This window comes from Salmonella sp. NW884, from assembly GCF_051700745.1.
Taxonomy (GTDB): domain Bacteria; phylum Pseudomonadota; class Gammaproteobacteria; order Enterobacterales; family Enterobacteriaceae; genus Salmonella; species Salmonella enterica.
This window is the reverse complement of the sequence record NZ_JAMMDE010000002.1, coordinates 61,280-83,758: the sequence shown is the minus strand read 5'-3', so window position 1 is coordinate 83,758 and position 22,479 is coordinate 61,280. Positions and strand designations below refer to the sequence as shown.

Here is a 22,479-nt window from a genome sequence, read left to right as displayed (position 1 = left end):
GCTCGCTTTTATTCTTCCTGCTGCTCCAGCGCATACTTATACAGCGCATTTTTCTTCACGCCGTGAATTTCTGCTGCCAGCGCCGCCGCTTTTTTCAGCGGCAGTTCTGCCTGTAGCAGCGCCAGCGTGCGCAGCGCGTCGGCGGGCAGGTCGTCTTCTTGCGCTTTATGGCCTTCGACAATCAGCACCATTTCGCCTTTGCGACGGTTTTCATCTTCTTTGACCCACGCCAGCAGCTCGCCGACCGGCGCGCCGTGAATGGTTTCCCAGGTTTTGGTCAGCTCACGCGCCAGCACCACATAACGGGATTCTCCCAATACCGCGACGATATCTTCCAGGCTATCTAACAGGCGGTGGGTTGACTCATAAAAAATCAGCGTTCGCGGTTCCGTTTCAATGGCTTTTAGCGCATCACGGCGGCCTTTGGATTTCGCCGGTAAAAAGCCTTCATAGCAGAAACGGTCAGATGGCAGGCCAGCGGCGCTCAGGGCGGCAATCGCCGCACATGGCCCTGGTAGCGGCACCACGCGAATCCCCGCTTCACGGCAGGTACGCACCAGGTGATAGCCGGGGTCATTAATTAGTGGCGTACCGGCGTCGGAAACCAGCGCAATGTTCTGCCCTTCTTTTAGCTTCGCGACCAGCGTTTCCGCTTTTTGTTGTTCGTTATGGTCGTGCAGCGCGAACAATCGGGCATTAATCCCAAAATGTTGCAGCAATAAACCGGTGTGACGAGTATCCTCGGCGGCAATCAGATCTACAGCCTGTAACACCTCCAACGCACGCTGGGTGATATCCGCCAGATTACCGATAGGAGTAGGTACAATAAAGAGTTGGCCCTGAGAATTATCCGCCGATTCGTTTTGTTTCATTGTGTCGTCCGTATTGCCGATTTAATATTGAGCATTGCGTAAAAAAATATCACTGGATACAGTATGGTACCCTCAACATTTTCTCGTTTGAACGCCGCACGCGCGCTGCCTGTCGTCCTGGCTGCGCTACTTTTCGCCGGGTGCGGCACCCAGGCGCCAGATCAAAGCGCAGCCTATATGCAGGGTTCAGCGCAAGCTGACTCCGCCTTTTACCTGCATCAGATGCAGCAAAGCGCAGATGATAGCAAGACCAACTGGCAATTACTCGCCATTCATGCACTGCTGAAAGAAGGAAAAAGCCAGCAGGCCGTCGAGTTGTTCAACCAACTCCCGCAAAATCTGAACGATACCCAGCGTCGCGAACAGTCTTTATTAGCGGTAGAAATCAAATTGGCGCAAAAAGATGTCGCAGGCGCGCAGGCCTTGCTGGATAAACTAAAACCCGCCGACTTTGCGCCAAATCAGCAAGCGCGTTACTGGCAGGCGCAGATCGTTGCCAGCCAGGGACGCCCGTCGCTTACCCTGTTGCGGGCGTTAATCGCCCAGGAACCGCTACTGGCGGCGAAAGATAAACAAAAAAATATCGACGCCACCTGGCAGGCGCTCTCCGCCATGACGCCGGATCAGGCCAGGACGCTGGTTATCAACGCCGATGAAAATGTGCTTCAGGGCTGGCTGGATCTGCAACGCGTCTGGTTTGACAACCGCAACGATCCGGACATGCTGAAAGCCGGGATCGCCGACTGGCAAAAACGCTACCCGCAAAATCCGGGGGCGAAAATGCTGCCGACGCAGCTCGTCAATGTACAACGTTTTAAACCAGCTTCCACCAGCAAAATCGCTCTGCTGCTGCCGCTGAACGGTCAGGCTGCCGTGTTTGGCCGTACCATCCAGCAAGGTTTCGAAGCCGCGAAAAACCTCGGCACCCAGGCGGTGGAAATGCAGCCTGCCGCCGCGCCTGACGCGCCGGTAGAACCTGGCGTGGAGGAGACGCAACCACAAATGACCAACGGCGTCGCCAGTCCGTCGCAGGCCTCGGTGAGCGATCTGACTGATGACGCTCCAGCCCAGTCCGCTACGCCAGTCAGCGCGCCACAAACTCCCCCTGCTACAGCAAGCGCGCCGGCGGATCCCTCCGCTGAATTAAAAATCTACGATACCTCTTCCCAGCCGTTGGATCAGGTGCTTGCTCAGGTTCAGCAAGACGGCGCCAGTATCGTGGTCGGGCCGCTGTTGAAAAACAATGTGGAAGCGCTGATGAAAAGCAACACGCCGCTCAACGTGCTGGCGCTCAACCAGCCGGAAACGGTACGTAGCTTCCCTAATATCTGCTATTTCGCGCTCTCTCCAGAAGATGAAGCCCGTGACGCGGCGCATCATATTTATGAGCAGGGCAAGCAGTCGCCGCTGCTGTTGATCCCACGCAGCGCGCTTGGCGATCGCGTGGCGAATGCCTTCACCCAGGAGTGGCAAAAACTGGGCGGCGGTATCGTGTTACAGCAAAAATTCGGCTCCGTAGCCGAGCTGAAAATGGGCGTGAACGGCGGCGCGGGTATCGCGTTGACGGGCAGTCCGGTCGCCGCCAGCGTGCCTGCGCAGCCGGGCGTTACCATTGGCGGTCTGACCATCCCTGCGCCGCCGACCGACGCGCAAATCACCGGCGGCGGACGCGTAGACGCAGTCTATATTCTGGCTACGCCGGAAGAGATTGGCTTTATCAAACCGATGATCGCCATGCGTAACGGCACCCAGAGCGGCGCGACGCTGTATGCCAGCTCCCGCAGCGCGCAAGGCACCTCCGGCCCTGACTTCCGTCTGGAGATGGAAGGTTTGCAATACAGTGAAATTCCCATGCTGGCAGGCGGCAATATGCCGTTGATGCAGCAGGCGCTGAGCGCTGTACATAACGACTATTCTCTGGCGCGGATGTACGCCATGGGCGTGGATGCCTGGACGCTGGCGAACCACTTTTCACAGATGCGTCAGGTGCAGGGGTTTGAGATCAATGGCAATACCGGCGCATTAACCGCCAGCCCGGATTGTGTCATTAACAGGAAGTTATCATGGCTCAAATACCAGCAAGGGGAGATTGTTCCCGCCAGCTAACGCGTAAACAGGCTGGCGACGCGTGGGAAGCTGCCGCGCGTCGCTGGCTGGAAAGCAAAGGACTGCGGTTTATCGCCGCCAACGTGCGCGAGCGCGGCGGCGAAATCGATCTGATCATGCGCGACGGAAAAACGACGGTTTTTGTTGAGGTTCGCTATCGGCGCTCCGGGCTTTATGGCGGCGCGGCGGCTAGTGTGACCCGCAGCAAGCAACACAAATTATTACATACTGCCCGCTTGTGGCTCGCCCGCCAGAATGGGAGTTTTGATACTGTGGATTGTCGGTTCGATGTGTTAGCCTTCACCGGAAATGAGATTGAGTGGTTTCGGGATGCGTTTAACGACCACTCATAATTGAAGATTTTAAGGATTAGCGTGCTCGAAAGAATCAAAGTTTGCTTTACAGAAAGCATTCAAACTCAAATTGCTGCGGCGGAAGCGCTTCCGGATGCCATTTCCCGCGCCGCCATGACGCTGGTTCATTCCCTGCTTAACGGCAACAAAATCCTCTGTTGTGGAAACGGGACGTCCGCGGCCAACGCACAGCATTTTGCTGCCAGCATGATTAACCGCTTTGAAACGGAGCGACCCAGTTTACCCGCCATTGCACTAAATACCGATAATGTGGTCTTAACTGCGATCGCTAACGATCGCCTGCACGATGAAGTTTATGCAAAACAAGTCCGGGCGCTGGGACATGCAGGCGATGTTTTATTGGCGATCTCTACGCGTGGTAATAGTCGCGATATCGTAAAAGCCGTTGAAGCAGCCGTCACACGTGACATGACCATTGTGGCGCTAACCGGGTATGACGGGGGTGAGCTGGCCGGACTATTAGGGCCGCAGGATGTTGAAATTCGTATCCCTTCACACCACAGCGCGCGCATTCAGGAAATGCATATGCTGACGGTAAACTGCCTGTGCGATTTGATCGATAACACGCTTTTTCCTCACCAGGATGATTAAGGAGTACACATGAAGGCATTTTCGCCGCTCGCAGTCCTTATTTCTGCGTTGCTATTGCAAGGTTGCGTCGCCGCCGCGGTAGTGGGTACGGCAGCCGTCGGCACCAAAGCCGCAACCGACCCGCGTAGCGTGGGCACCCAGGTGGATGACGGAACGCTGGAACTGCGTGTCAGCAGCGCGCTGTCGAAAGATGAGCAAATCAAAAAAGAGACGCGCATCAATGTCACGGCTTATCAGGGCAAAGTTTTGTTAGTAGGCCAGTCGCCAAACAGCGAACTCTCCGCTCGCGCTAAACAGATAGCGATGGGCGTTGAAGGCACCACCGAGGTCTATAACGAGATTCGCCAGGGTCAGCCTATCGGCCTGGGGACCGCCTCTAACGATACCTGGATCACCACGAAAGTTCGCTCACAGCTACTGACCAGCGATCAGGTAAAATCGTCAAATGTGAAAGTCACCACCGAAAATGGCGAAGTGTTCCTGCTGGGCCTGGTGACTGAACGTGAAGGTAAAGCGGCAGCGGACATCGCCAGCCGGGTGAGCGGCGTGAAACGCGTGACCACCGCCTTTACGTATATTAAGTAACCGGTGTGCCGGGTGGCGATAAAAATGTGTAAACCGCGTCGCCATCCGGTAAATCATCCGGCTTCGCTACTCCGCTTTTTCCCGCAGTTGCGATGAGGTCAGAATCGTCACGCCTTCTTGTGCTGGCTCCAGCGCTTCCGCCAGCATGGCCCGTGCCACATCCCACGCATCGATCGATTTCCAGTTTCCTGGCAACAGCCGAAATAGCGGAGCGAAAAGCGTTTCATTCACCCGCCGCGTTGTTCTGTCGCCGAGCAGCATAGAAGGCCGGGCAATCGTCAAACGAGGCCAATTTTGCGCGATTAACGCCTCCTCCATTTCTCCTTTCACCCGATTGTAGAAAAACGGAGAGTGCGCGTTTGCTCCCATTGCGCTGACCACCAACATGTGCTGCGCGCCCAGTCGACGCCCGGTCAGCGCGGTATCAACCACCAGCGTATAATCCGCATGAATAAACGCCGCTTTACTTCCCGCTTCACGTCGGGTCGTGCCCAGGCAGCAAAAAACAATATCCACCGGGTCGGTCACCTGAGCTAACGCATCGGTAAGCTGCGGATCGTGAGGGTTATAAACGCCGACAATATCCGTCAGCGGGCGACGCGTCGGCGCGGCGATCGCGCTCACCTGCGGCGTGTTGATTAACATTCTCAGCAGATGTCCGCCGACCAGTCCGGTCGCGCCGGTAATCAGTACCTGACTCATCCTCGCTCCTTTACAGATTTGTCCACCTTGCACTCTCGGCCCTATCGACCAGGCTTAATAGTCTACGAGGTAAGTATCCATCATTGTGGAAAATTTGCCTTACCCGACGCCACCACTGCGGAGGAAACGCATGAGTAAGAAAATTGCCGTTTTGATTACCGATGAATTTGAAGATTCAGAATTTACCTCGCCGGCTGCAGAATTCCGTCAGGCCGGCCATGAGGTCATCACCATCGAAAAAGAGGCGGGTAAAACGGTGAAAGGAAAAAAAGGCGAGGCCAGCGTCACCATTGATAAGGCTATTGATGACGTTCGTCCCGACGAGTTCGACGCCTTGCTATTGCCGGGAGGTCATTCGCCGGACTACCTGCGCGGCGACAGCCGTTTCGTGGATTTTACCCGCGATTTCGTTAACAGCGGTAAACCGGTTTTTGCCATTTGCCACGGCCCACAGTTGTTGATCAGCGCCGATGTCATTCGTGGCCGCAAACTCACGGCGGTGAAACCGATTATTATCGATGTGAAGAATGCGGGCGCGGAATTTTACGATCAGGAAGTCGTCGTCGATAAAGATCAGCTGGTGACCAGCCGCACGCCTGACGACCTGCCGGCATTTAACCGCGAGGCGCTACGCCTGCTGGGCGCGTGAGTCGCGTAACCAGTGCAGTTTTTTACCAAACCCCAGCGTGTTGTCGGTGAATTTAATTTCATCCAGCCGGATTTCCCATACCGGCGCTGGCAGCACCCTGGCGACCGGGAAGCGACGAAGGTAAGCTTTACGCGCGGCGTCGCTCTCCTGCCCCTCCAGACGGCGAATTTCCCCTTTAAACTGTACGCCGCGAATGCGCGCCACCGTTTTCGGCTGACCATTGACCGTTCCCGCAACTGGCGCGCACGCGCCAGACATTTGCGCATGGCGGGTTTTATCATCCGTTAACAGATACAGCGCGACGTTTTGCGCATCGAACGAATAAAACGCATTGGCGCACCACAGCTCTCCCTCATGGTGTACGCACCAGGTCACCACGTGTTGTTTCGCCAGCCAACGGCCAATAGCGGTAAGTGTGTCCATCTTTATTCTCGCTTATACTGGGAACCTGAAAATTATCATGCTGATGGCGACAATGACACCCTGGTATCTGTATCTGATTCGTACCGCAGACAATGCGCTTTACACCGGAATAACCACCGATGTGGCGCGTCGTTACAGGCAGCATCAAACGGGAAAAGGCGCAAAAGCATTACGGGGAAAAGGCGAGTTAACGCTGGCGTTTGCGGCGCAGGTCGGCGATCGCTCGCTGGCCCTGCGCATAGAGTATCGCATCAAACAGCTCACAAAGCGCCAGAAGGAGCGCCTTGTGACGGAACGCGAAGCGTTTGAGGCGCTGCTGTCCAGCCTGCAAACGCCGGTGCTTAAAAACGATTGAAGTGGTCGTGATACTCCACCAGCCCCGTCACGCCTTCCAGCGCATCCTCAGCCAAACGGTGTACCTGGAAAGCGCTTTCCGTACCGGGCCAACGGCAGTGAAGATCGTAATGCGCGGCCAGTTCAAAACCGAAGCGGCTATATAACGCCGGGTCGCCCAACGTCACGACCGCCGCGTAGCCGAACTCGTTGAGCGAATCCAGCCCTTCATACACTAACTGGCGCGCCAGCCCTTGCCCGCGATACTTTTCATCGACCGCCAGCGGCGCCATGCCGACCCACTGTAAATCTTCGCCCTGCACATCAACCGGACTAAAGGCGACATAGCCCACCACCTGGCCTTCATCATCCGTGGCCACCAGTCCAAGCGTCAGAAAACCATCTTCACGCAAATCGTGAACCAGCTTCGCTTCCGCATCGCTTTCGAATGAACGGCGTAACAGCGCATCAATACCAGGCGCATCAATGGGAATTTCTACTCGAATTAGCATGGTTCACCTACCGAGGTCTGTTTGGTTTCTGGCGAGTTTTTCATTCCCGCCTCAACAAAATCCGCCAGTTGCAGCAGCATAACGCGTAACGCTTTCGGCATCTGCTCCAGTTCGATGGCGTCCATCAGATTCTTCACATACAACCCTAACTCAGTATCGCCTTCAATGACCAGTCGACGCTGGAAAAAGAGCGTATCCGGGTCCTGTTTACGGGCAGCTATCATTAGCAGATCGCTGGCGTCGGCGCTAAAACTGACGTCGGCATCCGCCTGCTGGCTAACGATCAGCTTTTCATTTTCAACCGTGGTATACCATTTTAAGTCGATGTCACGAACATGAATGCTTAACCAACGACCTTCGAGGAATTCCAGCTCTCCATCGGCCAGCGCCTGACGAAACTGCCAGCTCAGAACCTGTTCCAGAACCTGGCGCTTTAGCGCAAAGGGCGTCAGTTTAACCGGTACACTCATCAGAGACGGGCCAGCATGGACTAAGCGTGAACGCAGTTTATCTAACACGAGCTTTACTCCCTGTTTCAATAGTCCTGTTATTTTGCCATATCCAATAAATCACATGGCGGCGTAAATCAACAATTGGGTCTGATTTTCTACCCCATTATTGGTGTTACCAATACGCCTTTAACTGCCTTAAATCAAAAATTGTCGCAGCAAGGTTAACTAAAATCCCTGTTCGTTAACAATTTTGCGTCTCAGACGTAACCCTCAGGATAAATTATGGAGCTGCTCTGCCCTGCCGGAAATCTCCCGGCGCTGAAGGCGGCCATCGAAAACGGCGCTGACGCCGTTTATATCGGGTTAAAAGACGATACCAATGCCCGTCATTTTGCCGGCCTTAACTTTACCGAAAAAAAATTGCAGGAAGCGGTGAGTTTTGTTCACCAGCATCGCCGCAAATTACACATCGCCATTAATACTTTTGCGCATCCGGACGGCTATGCCCGCTGGCAGCGCGCCGTGGATATGGCGGCGCAGCTTGGCGCCGACGCGCTGATTCTTGCCGACCTCGCCATGCTGGAATATGCCGCAGAGCGTTACCCGCATATTGAGCGCCATGTTTCCGTTCAAGCCTCGGCAACCAACGAAGAGGCGATTCGCTTTTATCACCGCAACTTTGATGTCCACCGTGTAGTACTGCCGCGTGTACTGTCGATTCACCAGGTAAAACAACTGGCCCGCGTCACGCCGGTGCCGCTGGAGGTATTCGCGTTTGGCAGCCTGTGCATTATGGCGGAAGGTCGCTGCTATCTTTCTTCTTACCTGACGGGGGAGTCGCCCAATACCGTCGGCGCCTGCTCGCCCGCCCGCTTTGTCCGTTGGCAGCAAACGCCGCAGGGGCTGGAATCGCGCCTGAATGATGTCCTGATTGACCGTTACCAGGATGGCGAAAACGCGGGCTACCCAACGCTGTGTAAAGGCCGCTATTTAGTGGACGGCGAGCGCTATCACGCGCTGGAGGAGCCAACCAGCCTGAACACGCTGGAACTACTGCCGGAGCTCATGGCGGCGAACATCGCTTCGGTGAAGATCGAAGGTCGCCAGCGCAGCCCGGCCTATGTCAGCCAGGTGGCGAAAGTGTGGCGCCAGGCGATCGATCGCTGCAAAGCCGCCCCGCAAAACTTCGTTCCACAGCGCGACTGGATGGAGACGCTCGGCGCGATGTCCGAAGGCACCCAAACCACGCTTGGCGCATATCACCGTAAATGGCAGTGAGAGGAGCTATGAAATATTCCTTAGGACCGGTGCTTTATTACTGGCCGAAAGAGACGCTGGAAGATTTTTATCAGCAGGCCGCAAAAAGCAGCGCTGATGTCATTTATTTGGGTGAAGCGGTGTGCAGCAAGCGTCGCGCTACCAAAGTCGGCGACTGGCTGGAAATGGCGAAATCCCTCGCCGCCAGCGGTAAGCAGGTGGCGCTCTCCACCCTGGCGCTGGTACAGGCGTCATCTGAATTAAGCGAGCTGAAACGCTATGTGGACAACGGCGATTTTCTGCTGGAAGCCAGCGATCTTGGCGTGGTGAATCTGTGCGCCGAGCGCAAACTGCCGTTTGTCGCTGGCCATGCGCTGAACTGCTACAACGCGGTCACGCTGCGCCGGTTGCTGAAAGAAGGCATGGTACGCTGGTGTATGCCAGTGGAGCTGTCTCGCGACTGGCTGGTGAATTTGCTTAATCAGTGCGATGAACTGGGCATCCGCAATCAGTTTGAAGTGGAAGTGTTGAGCTACGGCCATCTGCCGCTGGCCTACTCCGCTCGCTGCTTTACCGCCCGTTCGGAAGACCGCCCGAAAGATGAGTGCGAAACCTGCTGTATCAAGTATCCAAACGGTCGTGACGTGCTCTCGCAAGAGAATCAGCAGGTGTTTGTGCTTAACGGTATTCAGACCATGAGCGGCTATGTCTATAACCTTGGCAACGAACTGACGTCGATGCAGGGATTGGTCGATATCGTGCGGCTGTCGCCGTTGGGGACGGAGACATTTGCCATGCTTGATGCCTTTCGCGCTAACGAAAACGGCGGCGCGCCATTACCGCTTGCCGCCCATAGCGACTGTAACGGCTACTGGAAGCGGCTGGCAGGTCTGGAGCTACAGGCCTAGCCGGATGGCGGCATAAATACCTTGTTCGGCCTACAAATAGCGATCCCGTAGGCCCGATAAGCGCAGCGCCATCGGGCATTGTTTTTGCCGTCAGTCTCATAAAGCTCACTTTGTTAACAACATTCGCTAATCTTTAATGCAGTATTAAAAGATTAACCGGTAACAAAGTGAGCCGTTATGACTGACAAAACTATTCCGTTCTCGGTGCTGGATCTGGCGCCGATCCCTGAAGGATCTTCGGCAAAAGAAGCCTTCACGCACTCGCTGGATCTCGCACGGCTGGCTGAAAAGCGCGGTTATCACCGCTACTGGCTGGCAGAACATCACAACATGACCGGTATCGCCAGCGCGGCGACCTCGGTATTGATTGGTTATCTGGCAGCCAATACCACAACATTACATCTTGGCTCCGGCGGCGTGATGCTGCCTAACCATTCACCGCTGGTGATTGCCGAGCAGTTCGGCACGCTGAATACGCTCTACCCGGGACGTATCGACTTAGGGTTGGGACGCGCGCCGGGTAGCGATCAGCCGACGATGCGCGCGCTGCGTCGCCATATGAGCGGCGATATCGATAACTTTCCACGCGATGTCGCAGAGCTGGTGGACTGGTTCGACGCTCGCGATCCTAATCCGCATGTGCGCCCGGTGCCCGGCTACGGCGAGCAGGTCCCGGTCTGGCTGCTGGGCTCCAGCCTGTATAGCGCGCAACTGGCGGCCCAGCTTGGTCTGCCGTTCGCCTTTGCTTCGCATTTCGCGCCGGATATGTTGTTCCAGGCGCTGCATCTGTACCGTACCCAGTTCAAACCTTCAGCGCGGCTGGAAAAACCGTACGCGATGGTGTGTATCAATATTATCGCCGCCGACAGCAACCGCGACGCCGAATTCCTGTTTACCTCCATGCAGCAGGCTTTCGTGAAGCTACGCCGTGGGGAAACCGGCCAACTGCCGCCGCCGATTGAGAATATGGAGACCTTCTGGTCGCCATCCGAGCAGTATGGCGTGCAGCAGGCGCTGAGTATGTCGCTGGTCGGTGATAAGGCGAAAGTCCGCCACGGGCTGGAATCCATCCTGCGGGAAACCCAGGCGGATGAAATTATGGTCAACGGGCAGATTTTTGACCACCAGGCACGCCTGCATTCGTTTGATTTGGCGATGGATGTGAAGCAGGAATTGTTGGGGTAGCGCATTGTTTTGCCCGGTGGCGCTTCGCTTACCGGGCCTACAGCATCAAGTAGGCCGGATAAGGTGCAACCGCCATCCGGCACAATAACGTTACTGGTACACCGGCAGCAAATTAAAGCTCGACAGAATATGGATAACCGCGTTGCCGACACCGAAGACCAGAATCAGGGCAATCATCGGTTTACCGCCCCAGACGCGGAATTTCGGGCTGCCGAAACGTTCGCGAGATTTACGCGCCAACAGCGCAGGCACAATGGCCGCCCAGATAGTTGCAGCTAAACCTGCATAGCCAATGGCGTACAGGAAGCCGTTCGGCCACAGCAGGCCACCGACAATTGGCGGCACAAACGTCAGCAGCGCCGTTTTAAAACGCCCCATTGCCGAGTCATCAAAACCAAACAGATCCGCCAGATAGTCAAACAGCCCCAGCGTCACGCCAAGGAAGGAACTGGCGACAGCAAAGTTAGAGAACACCACCAGCAGCAGATCCAGGCTGCGGCTGTTCAGCACGCCGCTCAACGCCTGTACCAGCACATCAATATTGCCGCCTTTCTGCGCAATGCCGATAAATTCCGGACGCGGGATGTTGCCCATCGTCCCCAGCAGCCAGACAGAATAGAGCGCCAGCGCCAGTAACGTCCCATAAATCAGGCATTTGACGATGGTGCGCGGATCTTTGCCGTAATATTTCATCAGGCTCGGTACGTTACCGTGATAACCAAAAGAGGCCAGACAAAATGGCAGCGTCATCAGCAGGTACGGCGTATATGACGCGTGGCTTTCAGCCACGTTAAACAACGTGGCAGGCTGAACGTGCCCTAACAGGCTGCCGAAGGTCAGGAAGAAAGTAATCACTTTCGCGCCCAGCACAATCGCCGTCATCCGGCTGACCGCCTTCGTACTCAGCCACACAACAAACGCCACCAACAGCGCAAAGGCAAAACCTGCCGCTCGCGCCGGAACGTTCAGCGACATCTCAGCAAAGGTATGATGCAGAATCGAGCCGCTCGCCGAGATATAGGCGTAAGTCAGGATGTAGAGCACAAAGGCAATAGAAATGCCGTTGACAATGTTCCAGCCTTTCCCCAACAGATCTTTGGTGATGGTGTCGAAACTCGAACCTATGCGGTAGTTAAGGTTGGCTTCGAGGATCATCAGCCCGGAGTGCAGCATACAAAACCAGGTAAAGACCAGCGCCGCCATCGACCAGAAGAACCACGCCCCGGACATGACCACCGGCAGGGAGAACATCCCCGCGCCAATGATGGTGCCGCCGATAATCACCACGCCGCCAAGCAGCGAAGGTGACGTTTGGGTGGTGGTAAGTGTTGCCATTCAGCTCTCTCTCCAGTCATTTATAGTGTGACTATCTCTCAATACGCTGCACTGTACCAGTACACGAGTACAAAAGAAATAAAAAAAGCCCCGATTGTGACGATCGGGGCTGTATATTTTACTTTACGCTGTGAATGCGCAGTTCAGCGAGAGTTACGCATCACCGCCGAAACGACGGCGACCGGTAGAGTCATCACGACGCGGACCACGGCTTTCACGACGTTCGCCGCTGAAGCGACGACCATCACCACGACCACCTTCACGACGTTCGCCGCTGAAATTACGACCGCCTTCACGACGTTCGCCACTGAAGCTACGACCACCGCCACGACGTTCGCCGCCCGCGTGCGGAACCGCATCACCCAACAGCTGCATATTCATCGGCTTGTTCAGAATGCGAGTACGCGTGAAGTGCTGGAGCACTTCGCCCGGCATACCTTTCGGCAGCTCGATGGTGGAGTGAGACGCGAACAGCTTAATGTTACCAATGTAACGGCTGCTGATGTCGCCTTCGTTAGCGATAGCGCCCACGATATGACGAACTTCAACGCCGTCATCACGGCCCACTTCAATGCGGTATAACTGCATATCGCCAACGTCACGACGTTCACGACGCGGACGTTCTTCACGGTCGCCACGCGGGCCACGATCATTACGATCGCGCGGACCACGGTCGTCACGGTCACGGAATTCACGCTTGGGACGCATCGGCGCATCCGGCGGCAGAATCAGCGGACGCTCGCCCTGCGCCATTTTCAGCAGTGCGGCGGCCAGCGTTTCGAGATCCAGCTCTTCGCCTTCAGCAGACGGCTGGATTTTCGCCAGCAGCGCACGGTACTGATCCAGATCGCTGCTTTCCAGTTGCTGCTGAACTTTCGCGGCGAATTTTTCCAGACGGCGTTTACCCAGCAGTTCTGCGTTCGGCAGTTCCACTTCCGGAATGGTCAGCTTCATGGTGCGTTCGATGTTGCGCAGCAGACGACGCTCGCGGTTCTCAACGAACAGCAGCGCGCGACCGGCGCGACCCGCACGACCGGTACGACCGATACGGTGAACGTAGGACTCGGAGTCCATCGGGATATCGTAGTTCACCACCAGGCTGATACGTTCAACGTCCAGACCACGTGCCGCAACGTCGGTAGCGATCAGGATGTCCAGACGACCATCTTTCAGGCGTTCCAGAGTCTGCTCACGCAGCGCCTGGTTCATATCGCCATTCAACGCGGCGCTGTTGTAGCCGCTACGTTCCAGCGCTTCTGCTACTTCCAGGGTCGCGTTTTTGGTACGCACGAAGATAATCGCCGCATCAAAGTCTTCCGCTTCCAGGAAACGCACCAGCGCTTCGTTTTTACGCATACCCCAGACAGTCCAGTAGCTCTGGCTGATGTCAGGACGGGTAGTCACGCTGGACTGAATGCGCACTTCCTGCGGCTCTTTCATAAAGCGGCGGGTAATGCGACGAATCGCTTCCGGCATGGTGGCGGAGAACAGAGCGGTCTGATGACCTTCCGGGATCTGCGCCATAATAGTTTCAACGTCTTCGATGAAGCCCATACGCAGCATTTCGTCGGCTTCATCCAGCACCAGACCACTCAGTTTAGAGAGGTCGAGGGTGCCGCGTTTTAAGTGATCAAGCAGACGTCCCGGCGTACCGACAACGATCTGCGGCCCCTGACGCAGGGCGCGTAACTGCACGTCATAACGCTGACCGCCGTACAGGGCAACCACGTTTACGCCGCGCATGTGTTTAGAGAAATCCGTCATGGCTTCGGCAACCTGTACCGCCAGTTCGCGGGTTGGCGCCAGCACCAGAATCTGAGGTGCCTTCAGCTCAGGATCAAGATTGTTGAGCAGCGGTAAAGAGAACGCTGCGGTTTTGCCGCTACCGGTCTGGGCCATGCCCAGCACGTCGCGACCGCCCAGCAGATGCGGAATGCACTCTGCCTGGATTGGAGATGGTTTTTCGTAACCCAGATCGGTAAGGGCTTCAAGGATAGGAGCCTTCAGCCCCAGATCTGCAAAAGTGGTTTCGAATTCAGCCATGTAGTACGTGTGCCTCAAAATTAATGGCGGCCAGTCTACATAACTCATCATGAAATTGATCTGCAATTTTCATTGAAAAGTGTGAACCGGCTCAAAGTAGGTGTATTAACGAACAACAACGCCCTCACCCGCGAAGGTGATGGCAATCAAAAAGATTACGGGCTGATATGTTCGTCAGCTATTGCTGGTCCGATTCTGCCAGGTCATCTTGGTCCTGGCCCAGGAGCGATAATTCCAACAATGCGTATCGGTGCTCAACAAAGTTATGAACGTTGTTGGCCACCGCCAGTTTGAACAGAGCCGTGGCGCTGTCCAAATCCCCCAGACTTAGGTAATACTTACCTAAATAGAAGTTGGTTTCACTGAGATGCTCAGCGAGCGAGGTGTTATCCGTTGCGTCCGCCTTGAGCCTTTCCATCAGCGTTGCTTCGCTAATGTCGCCCAGGTAGAACTCGACAATGTTCCATCCCCATTGCTCTTTATCCGATTTTTCGAAGCGTGCTTTTAACGCTTCTTTCGCCTGCTTCTCATTAAGCTTCTGCTCAACAAGATACAGCCACAGGCTGCGGTAAGGATCATTGGGATCGTCTTGATAAAACGCCAGCAGATCATCTTGCGCTAACTTATCACGGCCGCCGTAATACAATGCGATACCGCGGTTTAAGTGCGCGTAGTTGTAAGTTGGATCAAGCTCTAGTACAGAATCAAACGCTTCATAGGCAGCATCAAAATTGCCTGCCTGCGTTAAATAAATGCCTAAGTAATTGAATACTTCAGGCATATCCGGTCTGATTGCCAGCGCTTGTGAAAAATCATTTCGCGCTAATGCCCTCAAACCAAGACTATCATACAACACTCCGCGCTCATATAAAAGCTGTGCGCGTTCGTCATCGGTTAAAGCCCGACTGGCAAGAATCTGTTCCATACGCGCCAGAATCACTTCCTGCTGTAAAGTCGGTTGCAATGGTACTGCGAGGACTTCACTTTTACGCCAGGCGGAATTACTGCATCCTGCAAGCGTAAGTGCTGTCGCAACGAAACACCAGCGCAAAAAAGGCTTCATTTCCCACTCCCGAAGACAACGATTGAATGAACGTCCTGTTCCCCGGTGGCTCAACAAGGCGTCCAGCCAGGTCTAAAGCCCTCCGCACTGCGGAGGGCAAAAGGCTACCTTACTCGGCCTGTTCGCTCGCCGGAGCTTCCGGCGCAGCCGCAGGTTGAGACTGCTCGGTTGCTTCTTTAATGCTCAGACGTACACGGCCCTGGCGGTCAACTTCCAGAACCTTAACCGGGACTTCCTGACCCATCTGCAGATAGTCGGTCACTTTCTCTACACGCTTATCCGCGATTTGAGAGATGTGAACCAGACCTTCTTTACCGCCGCCGATGGCAACAAACGCGCCAAAGTCAACGATACGGGTCACTTTACCATTGTAGATACGGCCGACTTCGATCTCCGCGGTAATCTCTTCGATACGACGGATAGCGTATTTCGCTTTTTCACCGTCGGTCGCCGCGATCTTCACAGTACCGTCATCTTCGATTTCGATGGTGGTGCCGGTCTCTTCAGTCAGCGCGCGGATCACAGAACCGCCTTTACCGATCACGTCTTTGATCTTGTCCGTGCTGATCTTGATGGTATGGATACGCGGCGCGAATTCAGAGATATCGCCGCGCGGCGCGTTGATCGCCTGTTCCATCACGCCCAGGATGTGCAGACGCGCACCTTTAGCCTGGTTCAACGCAACCTGCATGATCTCTTTGGTGATACCTTCAATTTTGATATCCATCTGCAGTGCAGAGATACCGTCGCGGGAACCCGCCACTTTGAAGTCCATATCGCCCAGGTGATCTTCGTCGCCCAGAATGTCAGACAGTACAACGTAGTTGTCGCCTTCTTTCACCAGACCCATAGCGATACCTGCTACGGCGGCTTTAATTGGCACGCCAGCGTCCATCAGCGCCAGAGAAGCGCCGCACACGGAAGCCATAGAGGAAGAACCGTTGGATTCGGTGATTTCAGACACCACACGAACGGTGTACGGGAATTTATCCATGTCCGGCATCACTGCCAGCACGCCGCGCTTCGCCAGACGACCGTGACCAATTTCACGACGCTTCGGAGAACCGACCATGCCGGTTTCGCCTACGGAGTACGGAGGGAAGTTGTAGTGGAACAGGAAGCTGTCAGTGCGCTCGCCCATCAGTTCATCAAGCACCTGCGCGTCACGGGCAGTACCCAGAGTCGCGGTAACCAGCGCCTGCGTTTCACCACGGGTAAACAGAGCGGAACCGTGAGTACGCGGCAGTACGCCAGTGCGCACGTCCAGACCACGGATCATGTCTTTTTCACGGCCATCAATACGCGGCTCGCCTGCCAGTACGCGGCTACGCACCACGTTTTTCTCGATAGCGTGCAGGATTTCGCCCAGCTCGTTAGCATCCAGGGTTTCATCTTCTGCAATAAGCTGCTCGATGGTTTCGGATTTGATTACGTCAACCTGAGCATAGCGTTCTTGTTTATCGGTGATGCGGTACGCGTCGCTCAGACGAGATTCAGCAAGCGCAGCAACACGCGCGTTCAACGCGTCGTTGACGGCTTCCGGCTGCCAGTCCCAACGCGGTTTACCGGCTTCTTTCACCAAATCGTTGATCGCCTGGATAACAACCTGCTGCTGCTCGTGACCGAATACCACCGCGCCCAGCATAGTGTCTTCGCTCAGCAGTTCAGCTTCGGATTCCACCATCAGCACAGCCGCTTCGGTACCGGCAACCACCAGGTCCAGCTTGCTTTCTTTCAGCTCGTCCTGGGTCGGGTTCAGCACGTACTGGTCATTGATGTAACCTACGCGCGCCGCGCCGATTGGGCCGTTGAACGGAATGCCGGACAGCGACAGCGCAGCAGATGCGCCGATCATCGCCACGATATCCGGGTTAACCTGCGGGTTAACGGAAACGACGGTCGCGATAACCTGCACTTCGTTAACGAATCCTTCCGGGAACAGCGGACGAACCGGGCGGTCAATCAGACGCGCGATCAGGGTTTCGCCTTCGCTTGGACGGCCTTCACGACGGAAGAAGCTGCCCGGGATACGACCAGCAGCGTAGGTACGCTCCTGATAGTTAACGGTCAGTGGGAAGAAGTCCTGGCCTGGCTTGGCTTTTTTCTGGCCGACAACGGTAACGAATACGGCGGTGTCATCCATGCTTACCATAACAGCGGCAGTGGCCTGACGCGCCATCATGCCAGTTTCCAGCGTAACGGTATGCTGACCGTACTGGAATTTACGAACGATCGGATTAAGCAAAATAATATCCTTTCCAATTTTTGACGGCATAATACGCGCCGTCGTTAATACCCGATCTTCTGCGCATCCTCGCGACTAATGACAACCCTAACCCTGATATGGGTAAAGCCTCTCATTAGCCGCGCGAACCTCTGCAACGGAAGATCATTCATAGCAACAATACATTAGTTTCCAGCGAATTGCTGCCATCTGCTGGAAAAAAGGGGCCATGAAGGCCCCCTCTTTCTGAAACTCGAAAGAATTAGCGACGCAGACCCAGACGCTCAATCAGCGCGGTGTAGCGTGCAACATCTTTACGTTTCAGGTAGTCGAGCAGTTTACGACGCTGAGAAACCATACGCAGCAGACCACGACGGCTGTGGTGATCTTTTTTATGCTCTGCAAAGTGACCCTGCAGGTGGTTAATCTGTGCAGTCAACAGAGCAACCTGAACATCGGTAGAACCGGTGTCGTTTGCGTCACGACCGAACTCAGAAACGATTTTAGCTGTAGCTTCAGTACTTAGAGACATTTTAAAACTCCAAAGTATTTAAGAATGAGAGGACGCCGATCTCTAATTCAGCGATCCCAGTGTACGCCGCGTAAACTGTTAAATAATTTACGCGACGTTAAGCGGCAGTATTCTACTCGCAGCGCTCTCTTATCGCAAGACGAAGCGACATTACGCCGGGTACTCTACTACCAGCCGACGAGGCGCGACACGGCCTTCGTCGTCAATTTCGCCCATACCGATAAATTTATCGTCTTCACCTTCCGTCACACGAACCAGTCCCTTCAACGGCGCGCCCGTGGTACGAACCGGGTTGCCATTTTTGAAGTATACCGAAGATGTTAATGGCAGATTAACAACAGGATAGTCCGAAGCTGGACTGTCCATTGGCATCAATAATGGATCGAGCAACTGCGCCGCCGGAACGCCCTGCTGTTCCGCCTGTGCTACCAGCGTCTGCAAATGCTCCAGCGTCACCATACGATCCACCGGATACTTGCTGACCGTCAGACGACGCAGGTACGTTACGTGCGCGCCACAGCCCAGTTTCTCACCTAAATCATCAATAATGGTACGAATATAGGTGCCTTTGGAGCAATGAACTTCCAGCTCCAGCTCGTTACCTTCATGGCGAATAAACAGCAGCTCATAGACGGTAATCGGGCGGGCTTCGCGCGGCACTTCGATACCCTGGCGGGCATATTCGTACAGTTTCTTGCCCTGATACTTCAGCGCCGAATACATCGAGGGAATCTGTTCGATATCCCCACGAAAGGTCTCCAGCGCGCTCGCAAGCTGCTCAGCGCTGAAAGTCACCGGACGCTCCTGCACGATTTGACCATCGGCGTCAGAGGTATCCGTGCGCTGCCCCAGACGGGCAATAACACGATAGCGTTTGTCAGAATCCAGCAGGTACTGCGAAAATTTTGTCGCTTCGCCGAGGCAAATCGGCAACATGCCGGTCGCCAGCGGGTCCAGCGCGCCGGTATGCCCGGCGCGGTTGGCATTGTAGATGCGCTTAACTTTCTGCAGCACGTCATTGCTGGACATACCCTGCGGCTTATCCAGCAGCAGAACGCCGTGAATGTCGCGGCCACGACGACGAGGACGACTCATCAGTCCTCCTTGCTGTCGTCCGGGTTCACACGACGTTCTTCGTCATGCTTCACCACGTTAGTCACCAGGTTGGACATACGCATCCCTTCCACCAGCGAGTTGTCGTAGAAGAAGGTCAGTTCCGGCACGATGCGCAGACGCATCGCTTTACCCAGCAAGCTGCGGATGAAACCAGACGCTTCCTGCAACGCTTTGATGCCCGCTTTTACTGCGTCTTCATCTTTGTCGTTCAAAAAGGTGACAAACACTTTGGCATAGGCCAGGTCACGGGACATTTCGACACCGGAGACGGTAGTCATCATGCCCAGGCGCGGGTCTTTAATTTCGCGCTGCAGGATGATTGCGATCTCTTTTTGCATCTCCTGGGCCACGCGCTGCGGGCGACCAAATTCTTTCGCCATAATAAATTCTCCAGACAAAAAAGGGGCTATCAGCCCCTTTTTGAAATTAATACGGTATTCAGGCTGTAGACCTGATAAGCGCTAGCGCCATCAGGCATAACATTGCCGGATGGCGACGTAAACGCCTTATCCGGCCTACACCCAACCAACCTTAAGCGATGGTACGTTGGATCTCGATGATTTCGAATACTTCGATCATATCGCCAACGCGAACGTCGTTGTAGTTCTTCACGCCGATACCACATTCCATGCCGTTACGGACTTCGTTAACGTCATCTTTGAAGCGGCGCAGGGATTCCAGCTCGCCTTCATAGATAACCACGTTGTCGCGCAGTACGCGGATTGGGTTATGGCGTTTAATCGTACCTTCGGTAACCATACAGCCCGCGATCGCGCCGAATTTCGGCGATTTGAACACATCGCGCACTTCAGCCAGACCGATGATCTGCTGTTTCAGTTCCGGAGACAGCATACCGCTCATCGCCGCTTTCACTTCGTCGATCAGGTTATAGATGACGGAGTAGTAACGCAGATCCAGGCTTTCAGATTCGATCACTTTACGCGCAGAAGCATCAGCACGAACGTTGAAGCCCACCAGAATGGCGTTGGACGCCGCAGCCAGGGTCGCGTCGGTTTCGGTGATACCACCTACGCCAGAACCGATGATCTTCACTTTCACTTCGTCGGTAGACAGTTTCAGCAAGGAGTCGGAGATCGCTTCCACAGAACCCTGTACGTCGGCCTTCAGCACGATGTTCACTTCGTGAACTTCGCCTTCGGTCATGTTGGCGAACATGTTCTCGAGTTTAGATTTCTGCTGACGCGCCAGTTTAACTTCACGGAATTTACCCTGACGATACAGAGCCACTTCACGCGCTTTCTTCTCGTCGCGAACGACGGTCACTTCGTCACCCGCAGCCGGAACGCCGGACAGGCCGAGGATTTCCACCGGAATGGACGGACCCGCTTCCAGCACTTCCTGACCCAGTTCGTTACGCATCGCACGCACGCGGCCGTATTCGAAGCCACACAGCACGATATCGCCCTTATGCAACGTACCTTCACGAACCAGCACGGTAGCCACCGGACCACGACCTTTATCCAGGAAGGATTCGATAACCGCACCGCTCGCCATACCTTTACGTACCGCTTTCAGTTCCAGAACTTCGGCCTGCAGCAGGATAGCGTCCAGCAGTTCGTCGATACCGGTACCTGCTTTCGCAGACACGTGAACGAACTGGCTCTCGCCGCCCCACTCTTCCGGCAGAATGCCGTACTGGGACAGTTCGTTCTTAACGCGATCCGGATCGGCTTCCGGCTTATCGATTTTGTTCACCGCAACCACGACCGGCACACCTGCCGCTTTCGCGTGCTGGATAGCTTCGATAGTCTGCGGCATCACGCCGTCGTCTGCCGCAACCACCAGAACCACGATATCCGTTGCCTGCGCACCACGAGCACGCATGGAAGTAAACGCGGCGTGGCCCGGGGTGTCCAGGAAGGTGATCATCCCGTTGTCAGTTTCAACGTGGTAAGCACCGATGTGCTGGGTAATGCCGCCCGCTTCGCCAGAGGCTACTTTCGTGGAACGAATGTAGTCCAGCAGAGAGGTTTTACCGTGGTCAACGTGGCCCATGATGGTCACAACCGGTGCGCGCGGTTCAGCCGCAGCGCCGGTATCACGGTCGCTCATTACCGCTTCTTCCAGTTCGTTTTCACGACGCAGGATAACTTTGTGGCCCATCTCTTCGGCAACCAGCTGTGCGGTTTCCTGGTCGATGACCTGGTTGATGGTGGCCATGGCGCCCAGCTTCATCATCGCTTTGATGACCTGAGAGCCTTTAACCGCCATCTTGTTCGCCAGTTCGCCAACGGTGATGGTTTCACCGATCACCACGTCGCGGTTAACGGCCTGAGCGGGCTTCTGGAAGCCTTGCTGTAAAGAAGACCCTTTACGCTTGCCGCCTTTACCGCCGCGAACCGCAGCACGCGCTTCTTCGCGATCGGCTTTGGATTCGGCATGTTTGCCTTTTTTCGCCGGACGCGCTGCTTTTGCATTACGGCCACGACCACGACCGCCTTCTACTTCACGATCGTTTTCGTCTTCGGCCTGGCGAGCGTGCTGAGAAGTGGTGACATGATAGTCACTGGTGTCTTCTACTGGCTCAGGCGTTGCGGTCCATTTGTTTTCTTCCGCCATGCGGCGAGCTTCTTCTGCTACACGACGCGCTTCTTCTTCGAGTTTGCGACGTGCTTCTTCTTCCGCTTTACGCTTCAGCTCTGCAGCTTCATTCTCACGGCGGGCTTTTTCGGCCTGGGCGGTTTTGGTCATATCGTCAGTCTGTTGATTGCTCACTTTGTCTTTTTCCGCAGCTTCACGTTTCGCTTTTTCAGCGGCTTCACGCTTAGCTTGTTCTGCGGCCTCGCGTTCAGCTTTTTGTTGCGCCTCGCGTTTGGCCTGTTCTTCTGCCTCACGACGGGCTTGCTCTTCCGCTTCACGCTGCGCCTGCTCTTCCGCGGCCAGGCGTTCAGCCTCTTGCGGATCGCGTTTCACAAAGGTGCGCTTCTTGCGGACTTCGATTTGTACCGATTTACTTTTTCCACCGGTACCAGGAATATTCAGGGTGCTGCGCGTTTTACGCTGCAGCGTCAGTTTATCGGGACCAGAAACCGCTTCGCGGTTCAGGTGCGCCAGTAAAGTCTGTTTTTCTTGTGCGGACACAGAGTCGTCAGCAGATTTCCGGATACCTGCATCAGCAAACTGCTGTACCAGGCGATCCACGGAAACCTGTCTCTCTGCGGCCAGCGCTTTTAGGGTTACATCTGTCATGCTGTTC

Annotated in this window: 23 protein-coding genes; 9 read left to right on the top strand and 14 right to left on the bottom strand. The window is 55.1% G+C overall.

Annotation, left to right across the window (positions count from 1 at the left end; all coding sequences use genetic code 11):
• Positions 1 to 8: 8 nt before the first annotated feature.
• Entirely contained in the window at positions 9 to 872 is an 864-nt protein-coding gene (gene rsmI / locus NA197_RS04805; protein ID WP_000812288.1) for a 16S rRNA (cytidine(1402)-2'-O)-methyltransferase, read from the bottom strand.
• Between the two features lie 63 nt (positions 873 to 935).
• On the opposite strand from rsmI, the gene NA197_RS04800 reads away from it, so the two are divergent.
• From NA197_RS04800 to dolP, 4 genes are read left to right on the top strand one after another with little or no spacing between them, the layout of a single operon-like run.
• Complete coding sequence (locus tag NA197_RS04800; RefSeq protein ID WP_064043417.1) at positions 936 to 2,978, top strand: penicillin-binding protein activator; 2,043 nt, start codon at positions 936 to 938, stop codon at positions 2,976 to 2,978.
• On the top strand, positions 2,936 to 3,331 hold the full coding sequence (locus NA197_RS04795; RefSeq protein ID WP_000057285.1) for a YraN family protein: 396 nt from the start codon (positions 2,936 to 2,938) through the stop codon (positions 3,329 to 3,331). Before NA197_RS04800 ends, NA197_RS04795 begins: the two co-directional genes overlap by 43 nt.
• 21 nt (positions 3,332 to 3,352) lie before the next feature.
• Positions 3,353 to 3,943, top strand: a complete 591-nt coding sequence (diaA, locus tag NA197_RS04790; protein WP_000893481.1) for a DnaA initiator-associating protein DiaA — start codon at positions 3,353 to 3,355, stop codon at positions 3,941 to 3,943.
• A 9-nt stretch (positions 3,944 to 3,952) separates the two neighbouring features.
• Complete coding sequence (gene dolP / locus NA197_RS04785) at positions 3,953 to 4,528, top strand: division/outer membrane stress-associated lipid-binding lipoprotein (protein WP_000643280.1); 576 nt, start codon at positions 3,953 to 3,955, stop codon at positions 4,526 to 4,528.
• Between the two features lie 66 nt (positions 4,529 to 4,594).
• On the opposite strand, the gene NA197_RS04780 is transcribed toward dolP, so the two are convergent.
• Positions 4,595 to 5,230, bottom strand: coding sequence for an NAD(P)H-binding protein (locus tag NA197_RS04780; protein WP_064043418.1), 636 nt, complete (start codon positions 5,228 to 5,230; stop codon positions 4,595 to 4,597).
• A 130-nt stretch (positions 5,231 to 5,360) separates the two neighbouring features.
• Here NA197_RS04780 and yhbO point away from each other — a divergent pair, with 130 nt between their 5' ends.
• Positions 5,361 to 5,879 (top strand): protein/nucleic acid deglycase, encoded by a 519-nt coding sequence (gene yhbO, locus NA197_RS04775; protein ID WP_000037599.1) that lies wholly within the window; start codon positions 5,361 to 5,363, stop codon positions 5,877 to 5,879.
• Here the strand turns inward: yhbO and NA197_RS04770 are convergent.
• On the bottom strand, positions 5,859 to 6,302 hold the full coding sequence (locus tag NA197_RS04770; protein ID WP_064043419.1) for a YhbP family protein: 444 nt from the start codon (positions 6,300 to 6,302) through the stop codon (positions 5,859 to 5,861). The genes yhbO and NA197_RS04770 overlap by 21 nt on opposite strands.
• 37 nt (positions 6,303 to 6,339) lie before the next feature.
• On the opposite strand from NA197_RS04770, the gene NA197_RS04765 reads away from it, so the two are divergent.
• Positions 6,340 to 6,657 carry a GIY-YIG nuclease family protein gene (locus NA197_RS04765; RefSeq protein WP_000928379.1) on the top strand — a complete coding sequence of 106 codons (318 nt, stop codon included), beginning with the start codon at positions 6,340 to 6,342 and terminating at the stop codon, positions 6,655 to 6,657.
• Here NA197_RS04765 and NA197_RS04760 read toward each other — a convergent pair.
• Positions 6,644 to 7,147: a GNAT family N-acetyltransferase gene (locus NA197_RS04760; RefSeq protein WP_000908562.1), complete on the bottom strand. Its 504-nt coding sequence runs from the start codon at positions 7,145 to 7,147 to the stop codon at positions 6,644 to 6,646. The two genes, NA197_RS04765 and NA197_RS04760, sit on opposite strands and share 14 nt — an antisense overlap.
• Positions 7,141 to 7,665 (bottom strand): ubiquinone anaerobic biosynthesis accessory factor UbiT, encoded by a 525-nt coding sequence (gene ubiT, locus NA197_RS04755; RefSeq protein WP_000884721.1) that lies wholly within the window; start codon positions 7,663 to 7,665, stop codon positions 7,141 to 7,143. The genes NA197_RS04760 and ubiT overlap by 7 nt, the downstream gene beginning before the upstream one ends.
• Positions 7,666 to 7,881: 216 nt before the next feature.
• Between ubiT and ubiU the strand changes: the two genes are divergently transcribed.
• The 3 genes from ubiU (at position 7,882) to NA197_RS04740 (ending at position 10,949) form a co-directional block, all read left to right on the top strand.
• Positions 7,882 to 8,877 (top strand): ubiquinone anaerobic biosynthesis protein UbiU, encoded by a 996-nt coding sequence (gene ubiU, locus NA197_RS04750; protein WP_000421309.1) that lies wholly within the window; start codon positions 7,882 to 7,884, stop codon positions 8,875 to 8,877.
• Between the two features lie 8 nt (positions 8,878 to 8,885).
• Entirely contained in the window at positions 8,886 to 9,764 is an 879-nt protein-coding gene (locus NA197_RS04745; RefSeq protein WP_000877715.1) for a U32 family peptidase, read from the top strand.
• Positions 9,765 to 9,941: 177 nt separating this feature from the next.
• On the top strand, positions 9,942 to 10,949 hold the full coding sequence (locus NA197_RS04740; RefSeq protein WP_000130441.1) for a luciferase-like monooxygenase: 1,008 nt from the start codon (positions 9,942 to 9,944) through the stop codon (positions 10,947 to 10,949).
• A gap of 90 nt (positions 10,950 to 11,039) precedes the next feature.
• On the opposite strand, the gene mtr is transcribed toward NA197_RS04740, so the two are convergent.
• From mtr to infB, 9 genes are all read right to left on the bottom strand, one after another.
• On the bottom strand, positions 11,040 to 12,284 hold the full coding sequence (mtr, locus tag NA197_RS04735; RefSeq protein ID WP_000224373.1) for a tryptophan permease: 1,245 nt from the start codon (positions 12,282 to 12,284) through the stop codon (positions 11,040 to 11,042).
• Between the two features lie 153 nt (positions 12,285 to 12,437).
• A complete protein-coding gene (gene deaD, locus NA197_RS04730) occupies positions 12,438 to 14,327 on the bottom strand; it encodes an ATP-dependent RNA helicase DeaD (RefSeq protein WP_000807248.1) in 1,890 nt (629 codons plus the stop codon).
• Complete coding sequence (gene yrbN / locus NA197_RS04725; protein WP_010723222.1) at positions 14,320 to 14,400, bottom strand: protein YrbN; 81 nt, start codon at positions 14,398 to 14,400, stop codon at positions 14,320 to 14,322. The genes deaD and yrbN overlap by 8 nt, the downstream gene beginning before the upstream one ends.
• A gap of 105 nt (positions 14,401 to 14,505) precedes the next feature.
• A complete protein-coding gene (gene nlpI / locus NA197_RS04720) occupies positions 14,506 to 15,390 on the bottom strand; it encodes a lipoprotein NlpI (RefSeq protein WP_000802069.1) in 885 nt (294 codons plus the stop codon).
• Between the two features lie 109 nt (positions 15,391 to 15,499).
• Positions 15,500 to 17,635, bottom strand: coding sequence for a polyribonucleotide nucleotidyltransferase (gene pnp / locus NA197_RS04715; RefSeq protein ID WP_001670767.1), 2,136 nt, complete (start codon positions 17,633 to 17,635; stop codon positions 15,500 to 15,502).
• A gap of 241 nt (positions 17,636 to 17,876) precedes the next feature.
• Positions 17,877 to 18,146, bottom strand: a complete 270-nt coding sequence (gene rpsO / locus NA197_RS04710) for a 30S ribosomal protein S15 (RefSeq protein ID WP_000059465.1) — start codon at positions 18,144 to 18,146, stop codon at positions 17,877 to 17,879.
• A gap of 150 nt (positions 18,147 to 18,296) precedes the next feature.
• Positions 18,297 to 19,241: a tRNA pseudouridine(55) synthase TruB gene (truB, locus tag NA197_RS04705; protein ID WP_000089674.1), complete on the bottom strand. Its 945-nt coding sequence runs from the start codon at positions 19,239 to 19,241 to the stop codon at positions 18,297 to 18,299.
• Positions 19,241 to 19,642 carry a 30S ribosome-binding factor RbfA gene (gene rbfA / locus NA197_RS04700; protein WP_001040199.1) on the bottom strand — a complete coding sequence of 134 codons (402 nt, stop codon included), beginning with the start codon at positions 19,640 to 19,642 and terminating at the stop codon, positions 19,241 to 19,243. Before rbfA ends, truB begins: the two co-directional genes overlap by 1 nt.
• Positions 19,643 to 19,793: 151 nt before the next feature.
• Positions 19,794 to 22,472, bottom strand: coding sequence for a translation initiation factor IF-2 (gene infB, locus NA197_RS04695; RefSeq protein WP_000133064.1), 2,679 nt, complete (start codon positions 22,470 to 22,472; stop codon positions 19,794 to 19,796).
• Positions 22,473 to 22,479: the final 7 nt, after the last annotated feature.